Raw genomic sequence first — 11690 nt, 5'->3', positions numbered from 1 at the left:
ACCCCGCTCACTGATCCGGCCTGATCGGCCGGACAGGACCTGAAGACCGGGGACCGCTCAATGCCTGCAGAACCCTGACGTTGTTGACCGATGAGTTGTGGCCACGGCCGGAGTCCTACCGATGGCACGTCCTCAGCGCTTTGGGAACGAGAGGGAAACATGAACGCGATCGCCGACCGCTACCGCCGCCACGCCGACGCCTTCGAGCGGAAGGTTGCCGCCGTGGAGTCCGGCCAGTGGGCCAGCCCGTCACCGTGCGAGGACTGGACGGCCCGGGACGTCGTGGGCCACATCATCGACATGCACGGCGTGATGCTGCGCCCCCTGGGCCGCTCACTCAGCTCCGCGCCCCGGCTGGAGGACGATCCGCTGGGCGCTTTCACGTCCGCCCGCGCCGACATCCAGGCCGTGCTCGACGACCCCGAGAGCGCCGGGACGCAGTGCGACACGCCCACCGGCCGTATGACGGTCGCGCAGCAGATCGACCAGGTCGTCAGCGACGACATGGTGCTCCACGCGTGGGACCTCGCCCGGGCCACCGGGCAGGACGACCGGATGGACCCGGCGGACGTCGAGCGGATGTGGTTGTCAACCTCGGCCATTCCGGACGACGTGCTGGAGAAGCTGCGCACGCCAGAAGCCTTCGGTCCGGGCGTGAAGGTCTTCGGCCCGGAGGTGCCGGTCCCCGAGGACGCCCCCCTGCAGGACCGGCTGCTCGGCATGATCGGACGCGACCCCCGCTGAGCCCACCAGAGCTCCTTGAGTGTGGTTCGAGTGGGCTGCGACGGCGGTGATCGAGGCTGGCGCCACGAGCCGAGTCTGTGGGGCGGAGGGGTGTGGGCCGATGGGTGCTGTTCGTTCCGAGGCTTCGGTCGAGGTGGCTGCGGAGGAGGATCTCTCCGGCGAGCTGTTCGAACTGGCCGTGGGGTATGTGTACTCGGCGGCGCTGCAGGCCGCGGCCCGCTTCCGTATCGCGGATCTTCTCGCCGGCGGTCCCCGTACGTGCGGCGAGCTGGCCGAGTCGGCCGGTGTGGACGGCGCGAGTCTGCAACGGGTGCTGCGGTATCTGGCGACCAAGGGGGTCTTCCGCGAGGACGGCACGGGGTGTTTTCATCTGACGCCGCTCGCGGATCCCCTGCGCTGTGATGCGCCTCGCTCTCTGCGGGACTTCGTCCTGATGCGGGGCGAGGACATCTTCTGGCGGCCCGCCGGCCGGCTTCATGAAGCGGTACGCACTGGCGGCACGGTCTTCGAGGACCTCTTCGGCGTCCCGTTCTACGACCATCTCGCGGCCGATCCGGCACTGGCCGCGCGCTTCAACGCCAGTATGGCGGCGTTCTCCGACACGCTGAGCGACGATGTCGCCCGCGCCTACGACTTCTCCGCCGTGGCCAGCGGCGGCGGGCAGGTCGTCGACGTGGGCGGCGGGCGCGGCGGGCTGCTGCGGGCCGTGCTGTTGCGGCATCCGGGGCTGACAGGTGTGCTGTTCGAGCTGCCCTCGGTGGTCGCCGATCATGTGCTGGATGAGCCGGGGCTGGCCGGGCGCTGGAGCGTGGTGGCGGGCAGCTTCTTCGACGCGGTGCCGGCCGGCGGCGACGTCTACCTCCTCAAGCATGTCCTGGCCAGCTGGCCCGACGAGGAGGCGCTGCGGATTCTCGCCGAGTGCCGCCGCGCCATGTCGGACCACGCACGGCTGCTGGTCGTCAACGCGCTGATCCCGCAAGGGAACGCCCCCCATCCAGGCAAGAGCATCGACGCGATGATGATGACCGTGCTGAACGGCAAGGGGCGTACCAGGGACGAGTACGAGGCGCTGCTGGACCGTGCGGGTCTCACGGTGACCCGGGTGATTCCGGTCTCGCCGCACGCCGCCGTCATCGAGGCCGCGCGGGCTGAACGGGCTGCCGCCGGCTGAACGTGCGGCCACGGGCTGAACGGGCCGCCCCGCCCCGGAGGATGCCGGGGCGAGGCGGGGCCGTCAGTCGTCCAGGACGCGGTCGAGATAGCCGCCGCTGGCGATGGGGATGGCGGACAGGAATTCGCCGGGCAGGTCGAAGGCGTCAACGAGGGTCATCATGTGGGGGGCCAGGTCGGCGATGGCCTCCTCCATGGCGTTCGACCAGGCGCGGACATGATGGTTGTTCAGGGCGCCTTCGGCGAGCAGATCGCCCGTGTGCGCGCACAACTGGCGTAGCAGAAACAGCCTGCACAGCCCGTGGAGCAGGTGTGCCGCGGTCGGGTCGGTGGCCCGGGCGGCAGCGGCGATGAAAGCGTCGGCGGCGTTCAGGCTGGCGTGGGTGGAGACCATCTCAAGGCCGGCCGAGGACGCGGCGTTCCACCGGTTCAACGGGCTTTTCGCCGGGGCCCTGCGCACGGCGGCCCGCGCCCGTAATTGCCATATGCCTTCGACGTCGGCGAGCAGGGCACGCAGGAAGCCGAGGTCGTTGAGAGCCTGTTCGGCCGTTCCGGAATGCTGATGGGAGCCGGGCCGGGTGGTCTGGTGGCCGAAGACCATCTCGGACGCGGCCTTGACCCAGACCACCAGATTGTCGCCCTCCGCGGTGATCGAGCTCTCCAGGTTCAGCGGGAAGTCGGCAAGGCCGTTGGCGGGGAACAGGCCCTGGGCGCCGCAGCGTTCGCGGCACTCGAGGGTGATGTCGCGGGCCTGCCAGGTGATCCAGCCTTTGGCGATGGCGGTCAGCCGCTCGGCCTCGGCCCGGTCCTCGGGGGTGTGCTGGGACCAGTGGGAGACGACCGTACGGTGCAGAAAGGTCATCGCGTACGCCTTGGACAGCGCGTACAGCAGCCGGCCGTGATGGCTTCGGTGGGCGGCCAGCGGCACCCGCTCGCCCACCCTCGGCCCGCTGATGTGTCGGTGGTGCGCATAGCGCACCGCGATGGCCAGGGCCGCCCGCGAGACGCCGACGCCCTTGGCACTGAGGCAGAGTTTGCCCACGGTGACGCGGCCGATCGAGCGCAGGAATCGTCTTCGCCGACTGCCCAGGCTGCCGGTGACGAGCCCGTCGTGGTCCAGGTGCCCGTGATCGGCCTCCATCAGCGCCTCGCGGGGCAGCCGCACCTGGTCGAACGAGGTGAGGCAGTGGTCCAGCGGGACGCCGGTGCGCTCGGGCAGCATCCGGATCCGGACCCCGGGCAGCGGGCCGTGCTCATCGCTCAGCGGCGTCAGGAACAGGCAGACGCCCTGGTCCTGGCCGTCGATGAGGAGCCGCGCGGCCACCACCGCGCTCTTCGGGCCGCCGATCATGCTGGTGTTCGGCATGAACTTCTGCGCACCGGGGGTGGGCGTGTGCAGCACGAAGCCGCCGGAGGCGCGGTCGAGTGCAGCAGTGGTTTCAAGGCCGGCGACGTCGTTGCCGTGATCGAGCTCCGTGCACAGAAAGGTTCCTGTGCGCTGCATGGACGTGAACTCCGACAAGTTGCGGCGGCGTTCGGGGTCGTGGTCGAGGAGGCTGCCCAGGAACAGGTTGTAATGGATGCCCGCGACCGTGCCCAGCGCCGCGTCCACCACCCCCGTCCACTCGTGCAGGCTGGCCAGCCGGCAGGGGTCGCCCGCCAGCGCCTCGGGACTGTCGAGGGCGCCGTTGAGCAGGCGCAGCCGGGCGTAGGAGCGAGCGATGCGCTGTTCTTCGGACAGCCCCGGGCGGTATCGGAACTCCTCGCCGGCGATGAGCGCGCGCCAGGTGCCGTGGACGCGGTCCCGGTCCTCCTGGTCGAAGAGCAGATGCGCGAGTTCGGCGGCGGCCGGAGCCGGGGCGGCGGTTTCGGGCCCCACGCGCGGGAGTGGTCTCCCGGCGGTCTGGGGATGGTCATCCTTCTGGAACGTCAGCAGGGTCATGGGACCTCTCCGCAGAGACGTCGAGTCAGGGAAGGAAGTTCAATGGCCCATAAAGATACGGCCCAACCGGTTTTTTGCAAGGAATCCACGGAAGTTGCAGGTCAACTATGCGGTGTTGGGCCCCGTATGACCGGAAGGGGACCGTCCGGGACGCCTTGAAAAACCGGACGCTTGGTTTTATTGTGGGGATTGTTCGCACCCCTGCGGGAGCATGGGCGGGTGGATGGCGTCCGCGCCGTCCGGTGGCGGGACGGGCGAACGGCAAGCGCAGGCAGGCAGGTTGCCCGCCTGCTCCGGCGCCTCTCGTCGGCCGGTGGCCGACGCGGGGGCATCCGTCATGTCCGGGTATGACGGGGGGTACGGAGGTGTAACGTGGCGCGCCAAGAACGGGCCACTCGAACGCGGCAGACGATCCTGGTCGCCGCGGCCGAGGTGTTCGATGAGGTCGGGTACGAAGCAGCGACGATCTCCGAGATCCTCAAGAGATCGGGAGTGACCAAGGGAGCGCTGTACTTCCACTACGCCTCCAAGAAAGAGCTGGCCCAGGAGGTGCTGGGTGAACAGCTCGGCGCACTCCCGGAGTTGCCTCCCAGGGATCTGAGCCTGCAGCGGGCGGTCGACGAGGCTCTGCTGCTGTCCTACCTGCTCAAGGAGCGCGAGCCGATCGTTCGGGGCAGCGTGCGGCTCACCGTGGAGCAGGGATCGTCCAAGGACGGCCTGGACCGGCGGGTGCCGATGCAGGCCTGGACCGACCACAGCCTGAGCCTCTTCGAGCAGGCGAAAGCGGACGGCGAGCTCCTTCCCCACACCGACCTGGCCACCATCGCGACGATGTTCGTCGGGGCGTTCACCGGGGTGCAGGTGCTGTCGAGCATCATGACCAGGCACGAGGACATGCTGGAGCGCGTGGCGGAGCTCTACCGGCACCTGATGGCCGCGATCGCGGTTCCGGGGGTGCTGGTGCGACTGGACTTCTCCCCTGGTCGGGCGGCCAAGGTGTACGAAGAGGCCATGAAGCTGCGCAAGGAGAAGGAAGCGACCTCTCCCGCGTAACGGCGTCCGCAGTCGGAGAACTCCGCAGCATCTCGCGGTCGGCGGAGTTCTCTGTTGTGCGGTGCCTCCCTGCCGCCGAGACGGGTCTTGGACCGGTTCTCGAGCCGGATCCGAGCCCTCCTTGAGCATCGCCGCCGACCGTGGCGGGAGAGGAGGGGAGGCCGCTGTGAACGCTGAAGGTGGAACTGACCACGTGGTGCGCGTCGAGCGCGGACATGCCGAGGCGGACGAACTGGCCGCCGTCACCGTGGTGTTGCTCTCGGTGCTCGCGGGGCAGAAGGCGCAAGCGGAGTGCACAGGGGAGCGGCCGCCCGCTGCCGACCGGCGGCGATGGGAGGGCCTCGCGGCCTACCGCGCTCCGCACAGCTGGCAGTGAGCCGCCCGTCGATTTGGACTAGGCAAACCGCACAAGCGGTTTGTTATGTTGGGTGCATCCGGACCGGACGCACCTGCGCCAAAGAAAGGACCCGTTGTGACGCTGCTGAGTGACACCGCCCCGGTCCGCGTGGAGGCGGTACCTGCCCGTGGACGCGTGGCCGAACTGCATGCCCTTCGTGAGGAGGCCCGTCGTGGGCCGAGTGAGAGGGCGACCGAGGCGCAGCATGCGAAGGGCAAGCTGACGGCGCGGGAGCGGATCGGGCTGTTGCTGGATGAGGGGTCGTTCCATGAGGTCGAGCAGTTGCGTCGGCATCGGGCGACGGGGTTCGGTCTGGAGGCGAAGAAGCCGTACACGGATGGTGTGATCACCGGGTGGGGCACGGTCGAGGGCCGCACGGTGTTCGTGTACGCGCATGATTTCCGGATCTTCGGCGGGGCGCTGGGTGAGGCGCATGCCACGAAGATCCACAAGATTATGGACATGGCGATCTCGGCGGGTGCGCCGCTGGTGTCGCTGAACGACGGTGCGGGTGCGCGGATCCAGGAGGGTGTCTCGGCGCTGGCCGGCTATGGCGGGATCTTCCAGCGCAATACCCGTGCGTCGGGGGTGATCCCGCAGATTTCGGTGATGCTGGGCCCGTGCGCGGGCGGGGCGGCCTACAGTCCGGCGCTGACGGACTTCGTGTTCATGGTGCGGGAGACCTCGCAGATGTTCATCACCGGGCCGGATGTGGTCAAGGCGGTGACGGGTGAGGAGATTTCGCAGAACGGTCTGGGCGGTGCGGATGTGCACGCCGAGACGTCGGGGGTGGCGCACTTCGCCTACGACGACGAGGAGACCTGCATCGCCGAGGTGCGTTACCTGCTGGCGATGCTGCCGTCGAACAACCGGGAGAACCCGCCGGTGGTGGCCTCGGACGATCCGGCCGACCGGCGCGGCGAGGCGCTGCTGGACCTGGTTCCGGCGGACGGCAACCGGCCCTACGACATGCACAAGGTGATCGAGGAGCTCGTCGACGACGGCGACTACCTGGAGATCCACGAGCGCTGGGCCCGCAACATCATCTGCGCGCTGGCGCGGCTGGACGGGCAGGTGGTGGGCATTGTGGCCAACCAGCCGCAGTCGCTGGCCGGGGTGCTGGACATCGAGGCCTCCGAGAAGGCGGCCCGGTTTGTGCAGATGTGCGACGCGTTCAACATCCCGATCGTCACGCTGCTGGACGTGCCGGGGTTCCTGCCGGGTGTGGACCAGGAGCACGGCGGGATCATCCGGCACGGCGCGAAGCTGCTGTACGCGTACTGCAACGCCACCGTGCCCAGGATTTCGCTGATCCTGCGCAAGGCGTATGGCGGGGCGTACATCGTGATGGACAGCCAGTCCATCGGCGCGGACCTGACCTACGCGTGGCCGACCAACGAGATCGCGGTGATGGGCGCCGAGGGTGCCGCCAATGTCATCTTCCGCCGGCAGATCGCCGATGCCGAGGACCCCGAGGCGATGCGGGTGCGCATGGTCAAGGAGTACAAGGCCGAGCTGATGCACCCGTACTACGCCGCCGAGCGCGGTCTGGTCGACGACGTGATCGACCCGGCCGAGACCCGCGGGGTGCTGATCGCATCCCTGGCCATGCTCCGCACCAAGCACGCCGACCTGCCCTCCCGCAAACACGGCAACCCCCCGCAGTGACGGAGCAGTTCGATGGTCAAGCAGGAACGCGCGGCGCGTACCCGTGAAGCACTGATCAGGTGCGCGGCGGAGGTCTTCGACCGGGAAGGCTTCACCGTGGCCGCGCTCACCACGATCAGCTCGCTCGCGGGGGTGAGCACCGGCGCGCTGCACTTCCACTTCGCCACCAAGGCCCAACTCGCCGGGGCCGTCGAGGAGGCGGCCCTGGAGCGTCTGGACGGGATCACGTCGGGCGAGGAGCAGGGGACCGCGCCGGTGAGCCGTCTGCAGCTGCTGGTGAATGCCTCGCACCGGCTCATCCGCGGCTTCGGCGAGGACGTGGTGCTGCGGGCCGGGTTCGAACTCAGCGGCGCCGCGGCCGGCGAACCCGGGCGCGACCTGCGCCGCCACTGGCAGCAGTGGGTCTCCCGGACGCTCCAGAAAGCCGAGGGCGACGGAGAACTGCACAGGACGGTCGCACCACAGGACGTGGTGACCGCCGTGGTGGCGGCCACGGTGGGCTTCGAGGTGCTCGGCGCCCGTGACTCCGCGTGGCGCTCCGCACCCACCGTGACCGGGTTCTGGGAGCTGTTGCTGCCCCGGCTCGCCGTCGCGTCGGTGCTCGCCGGCCTCACGGCCGAGGGCCCGCACCAGTCGTAGCACCGTCCCACTGGCCCATCACGCCGCCAGACATAAAACCGTCGCGCTGGTCTGTTCTTGTGACGCCATGGATGCTGCGGCGCGCCGCCCGTGCGGTGCGCACGGATGGCTTGTCATGGGCCCGTCCGGGCACCCGCCCACCCCGCCGCCTGCCCCTTCTGCCACGGTGCGCACCCCTGCCACGCCTGCGCGGCGGGGGTGCGCACTGCTGTGCGACGGGACCGGCATCGGCCGGAAACCGACCGTCGGCCTCCATGCGGCGGAACCCCGCGGAAGCGTCCGTTCCAGCATTGACAAACCGACCGTGCTGTTTTTTAATCGTATCGTTCGTGTACGGCAGGTGCCGCAACCGCATCTGCGGGGGCGGACGCGGCGAGTTCGCATACCTGACCCTGCATGCCCGACGTTGGGGGAGAAACATGAACATCGAAGTGCTGGGGGCGCTGTCGGTGCGGGAGAAGGGACGGTCGATCGCGCCCTCCGCGCCCAAGCCCCGGCAGGTTCTGGCCCTGCTCGCGCTGAACGCGGATCAACTGGTGCCGGTCTCCCAGCTGGTGGAGGAGCTCTGGGGCCAGAATCCGCCACGCAGCTCCCGCACCACTCTGCAGACCTATGTGCTCCAGGTACGTGACCTCATTGGCGAGGCCCTGGCCGGCGGCCCCGACGAGGGGCGGAGCGCCAAGAGCGTCCTGGTCACCCTTCCCGGCGGCTACCGCCTGGAGACCGAGGGCGGCACCGTCGACTTCCGTGAATTCGAGCACCGCGCCGGTGCCGGGTACCGGGCCATGGACGCCGAGGACTACTCCCAGGCGGCCGCACGGCTGCGGGACGCGCTGTCCCTGTGGTCGGGGCCCGCCCTGGCCGACGTACAGGCAGGCAGCCAGACCGGCATGGAGATCGAGCGCCTCGAAGAGGCCCGGCTGTGTGCCCTCGATCAGCGGATCGAGGCCGATCTGCGCCTCGGACGTCACCGGGAGCTTCTCTCCGAACTGACCGTGCTCGTCAGCCGGTACCGCACCCACGAGAGCCTGCACGGGCAGTTCATGCTGGCCCTGCACCGCTCGGGACGGCGAGGCGAGGCACTCAACGTCTACCAGCGCCTGCGCAACACCCTGGTCGCGGACCTCGGCCTGGAGCCGTCGGCAGCACTGGGCCGGCTGCAGCGCTCCATCCTGATGGCCCAGCCCGACGCCCCGGCGCCCGGGGGCCAGGGACGCGGCACGCGCGTACCGGCTCGCGTACGCTGACCGGCACGCGCCCGCACCCCACCATGAGCCCGGAAGACGCCGCGGCCCTGTCCCTCCGGGAGGCGACGCAGGTGCTTGCCCGGCTGCTCTACCGGGATGCCGCGGACATCGAACCGGACCTGACCTTCTGGCTGCTGGGCGTCGACGCACTGCTCGGCGCACAGTTCGTGGCCCTGTTGAACGCCGCCTGCGGATCGGACGTCGATGTCGCCGAACTCGACGACTACCCCACGCCCGCAGCCCTTTCCCGGCATGTCGCCGCCCAGCTGACCGGCACACCGCCGCCCAGGCCGCTCGGTGAGCGGGCCGTGCCCGAGCCCAGGCCGGTTCCGGCCGGGGCGAGCAGGGCCGGCGGAGGGAGGGCCGACGTTCTCAGCGTCCTGCGCGAGCAGCTCGCCGAGACGCTGTGCTGCGACGTGTTCGACATCGACACCGAGGCCACCTTCCGCAGCCTGGGCCTGGACCCCGTACTGGGCGCCGAGTTCCTCGACTTCGTCAACGGCGCGTACGGGATTCAGGCCCGGCCCGCCGTCCTGTTCGACCACCCCAGCCTGTCCGCCCTGGCGGACCATATCGCCGCGAGCACCACCGCCGTCGCTCCCGGGCCGTCGGCGGCCTGGACGCGCTGAGCGGACCCGCGAGCGCCCGTGCGTGGGGCCGCTCACTGTCCGGCCGCGGGCGGGGCGGTCAACTGGTCGAAGCGGTGCATCAGATGCTGCTGTTCGCGCGAGAGCCGCTCGACGTGGCTGCGTAAGCGTGCGATCTCGTCGCTCAGACTCAGCACGCTCGCCCCCAAGCCCGCCGCGGCAGGTGAGCCGGTGTCATCGAGTGAGCTGGGCAGCCGGTGGACGGTGGCGACCTGCCCGCGGTACGCCGGTGCGTCAAGGCCCGGATCGTGGTGGAGGATCGCCTCCATCCGGCCGCGCAGCGCGGGCCCGGGCTCCACCCCCAGCTCGTGCACCAGCCGCTTGCGCGCCCGGTCGTACACGCTCAGGGCCTCCGCCTGCCGGCCGCACCGGTACAGGGCGGTCATGAGCAGGTCGTAGAAGCGTTCCCGCATCGGGTGATCGGCCGTCAGCTCCTCCAGTTCGCCGGTGATCTCACCGTGCCGTCCCGCGCGCAGAGACGCGTCGTACAGCGTCTCCAGCACCGTCAGCCGTCCCTCTTCCAGCTGGGCGGCCTCGGCCGAGCAGATGTCCCCGCGCCCGGCGCCCTCCAGCGCCGCCCCCCGCCACAGCGCCAGCGCCCGGCGCAGCAGGCCGGTCGCCTGCTCGGGGTCCGCCACGGCGCGAGCGCGTCCTTCGGCTGCCAGCTGGTGGAACTGCCCGGCATCGGTACCGGCCCGGCCGGCGCGCAGCACATAGCCCATCGAGCGGGTCACGATCCACTCGTGGTGCGGCTCACCCGAGCCCGGCACCGGAACCGGCAACAGCCGCCGCAGCCGCATCACATGAGCCTGCAGCGCATTGGTCGCGTTCGCCGGAGGGGTGTGGCCCCACAGCTCGTCGATGAGCCGGTGCGCCGACACCACCTGACCCCTCTTCACGATCAGCGCGCCCAGCAGCGCCCGCTGTTTGGCTCCCGTCAGAGCGATCCGTACACCGGTGCGTTCGTCATGGATCTCCACCGGACCGAGGATGCGAAACTCCATCTCTCCCCTCCTCTCACAGAAGAAAAGAAGCCGGTATCGAATTCCACGAAAGATCCGTCCGGTGATCCGCCTGAAAGATTCTTGGAATTCATGACGCGCAACTCCTCGCCGTACGGACCATAGACGCCGCGCGCTGTGCCCGGGACTGGCACCAGTGCTGCTCAGCGCACCATGAAACGTTTCTTGAGTCTCGTTCAGGGCACGCGTCGCGCGGCCGGAAACGGAGGCGGCCGCACCGCCGGAGAACGGCTCGAAAGGCAGCGGAGTGCAACGGGGATGGCTGTCGAACACGGTTACGGTGCTTCTCCGGATACCGGCTCGAAACGGCGGAGGCCGGCCAGGTACGGAGGAAATCGTGAAGATGAAGGTTCTGGGTCCACTGAGTGCCGAGGTCAACGGAGTCTCGATCGTTCCGACCGCCGGCAAGCCCCGCCAGATACTGGCCCTGCTCGCCCTGTACCCGGGACGGGTCATGCCGGTTCCGACCCTCATGGAGGAGATATGGAACACGGACCTTCCACCCAGCGCCCTGACCACCCTGCAGACGTACATCCTGCAGCTGCGCAGGCGGCTCGGCACGGCCATGGGGCCCGATGCTCCGGGCTCCGCGAAGGACGTGCTCGCCACCCGCTACGGCGGCTATCTGCTGCAGATCCCGTCCGAGGCGGTGGATGTGCACCAGTACGAAAGCCTGGTGGCCCAGGGCCAGGACGCGTTCGAAGAGGGCGATGACCACGCGGCGGCACGCTGCCTGCGCGAAGCCCTCGACCTCTGGGAGGGGCCCGCGCTCGTGGACGTACGCGTCGGCCCGATCCTGGAGATCGAGGTGACCCGGCTGGAGGAGAGCCGCCTCGTCGCCCGGGAACGCCGCATCGACGCCGACCTGCGGCTCGGCCGGCACGGTGAACTCATCGCCGAACTCACCGACTTGATTGCCCGTCACCCACAACACGAAGGACTGCACTCGCAGGCCATGGTGGCGCTCTACCGCTCCGGCCGGCAGGCCTCCGCGCTCGACGTCTACCGCCGCCTGCGCAGGCGGCTGATCGAGGACCTGGGCGTGGAGCCGTCCCCCCAACTGCAGCGGCTGCACCAGGCGATCCTGGCCGTCGACCCGATGCTGGACGTCGTCGCGGGCCCCAGGCGCTCCTCGACCTTCGACCTGTACGCGGCGTGAGT

Annotated in this window: 11 protein-coding genes; 9 read left to right on the top strand and 2 right to left on the bottom strand. The window is 69.7% G+C overall.

The window, feature by feature from the left end; genetic code table 11:
• The first annotated feature begins 159 nt into the window (after nucleotides 1-159).
• Both OG905_RS04175 and OG905_RS04170 read left to right on the top strand, forming a co-directional pair.
• Nucleotides 160-744, top strand: coding sequence for a TIGR03086 family metal-binding protein (locus OG905_RS04175; RefSeq protein ID WP_328666233.1), 585 nt, complete (start codon nucleotides 160-162; stop codon nucleotides 742-744).
• A gap of 100 nt (nucleotides 745-844) precedes the next feature.
• A complete protein-coding gene (locus OG905_RS04170) occupies nucleotides 845-1915 on the top strand; it encodes a methyltransferase (RefSeq protein WP_328666232.1) in 1071 nt (356 codons plus the stop codon).
• 63 nt (nucleotides 1916-1978) lie between these two features.
• On the opposite strand, the gene OG905_RS04165 is transcribed toward OG905_RS04170, so the two are convergent.
• Nucleotides 1979-3856, bottom strand: coding sequence for an acyl-CoA dehydrogenase family protein (locus OG905_RS04165; RefSeq protein WP_328666231.1), 1878 nt, complete (start codon nucleotides 3854-3856; stop codon nucleotides 1979-1981).
• 372 nt (nucleotides 3857-4228) lie between these two features.
• On the opposite strand from OG905_RS04165, the gene OG905_RS04160 reads away from it, so the two are divergent.
• From OG905_RS04160 to OG905_RS04135, 6 genes are all read left to right on the top strand, one after another.
• On the top strand, nucleotides 4229-4909 hold the full coding sequence (locus OG905_RS04160; RefSeq protein ID WP_324978283.1) for a ScbR family autoregulator-binding transcription factor: 681 nt from the start codon (nucleotides 4229-4231) through the stop codon (nucleotides 4907-4909).
• 166 nt (nucleotides 4910-5075) lie between these two features.
• Nucleotides 5076-5285, top strand: coding sequence for an acyl-CoA carboxylase subunit epsilon (locus tag OG905_RS04155; RefSeq protein ID WP_328666230.1), 210 nt, complete (start codon nucleotides 5076-5078; stop codon nucleotides 5283-5285).
• A 96-nt stretch (nucleotides 5286-5381) separates the two neighbouring features.
• Nucleotides 5382-6974 (top strand): acyl-CoA carboxylase subunit beta, encoded by a 1593-nt coding sequence (locus OG905_RS04150; protein WP_406277152.1) that lies wholly within the window; start codon nucleotides 5382-5384, stop codon nucleotides 6972-6974.
• A gap of 12 nt (nucleotides 6975-6986) precedes the next feature.
• Nucleotides 6987-7613: a ScbR family autoregulator-binding transcription factor gene (locus OG905_RS04145; protein ID WP_328666229.1), complete on the top strand. Its 627-nt coding sequence runs from the start codon at nucleotides 6987-6989 to the stop codon at nucleotides 7611-7613.
• 419 nt (nucleotides 7614-8032) lie between these two features.
• Nucleotides 8033-8860 carry an AfsR/SARP family transcriptional regulator gene (locus tag OG905_RS04140; RefSeq protein ID WP_328666228.1) on the top strand — a complete coding sequence of 276 codons (828 nt, stop codon included), beginning with the start codon at nucleotides 8033-8035 and terminating at the stop codon, nucleotides 8858-8860.
• Nucleotides 8861-8883: 23 nt separating this feature from the next.
• Nucleotides 8884-9489 carry an acyl carrier protein gene (locus OG905_RS04135; protein WP_328666227.1) on the top strand — a complete coding sequence of 202 codons (606 nt, stop codon included), beginning with the start codon at nucleotides 8884-8886 and terminating at the stop codon, nucleotides 9487-9489.
• Between the two features lie 32 nt (nucleotides 9490-9521).
• Here OG905_RS04135 and OG905_RS04130 read toward each other — a convergent pair whose 3' ends face one another.
• On the bottom strand, nucleotides 9522-10511 hold the full coding sequence (locus OG905_RS04130) for an AfsR/SARP family transcriptional regulator (protein ID WP_328666226.1): 990 nt from the start codon (nucleotides 10509-10511) through the stop codon (nucleotides 9522-9524).
• A 355-nt stretch (nucleotides 10512-10866) separates the two neighbouring features.
• Between OG905_RS04130 and OG905_RS04125 the strand changes: the two genes are divergently transcribed.
• Nucleotides 10867-11688: an AfsR/SARP family transcriptional regulator gene (locus tag OG905_RS04125; protein ID WP_324976363.1), complete on the top strand. Its 822-nt coding sequence runs from the start codon at nucleotides 10867-10869 to the stop codon at nucleotides 11686-11688.
• The last annotated feature ends 2 nt before the right edge of the window (nucleotides 11689-11690 follow it).

The sequence above is a fragment of the Streptomyces sp. NBC_00322 genome (genome assembly GCF_036147535.1).
In the GTDB taxonomy this organism is placed as follows: domain Bacteria; phylum Actinomycetota; class Actinomycetes; order Streptomycetales; family Streptomycetaceae; genus Streptomyces.
This window is presented reverse-complemented; position numbering and strand designations above follow the sequence as displayed.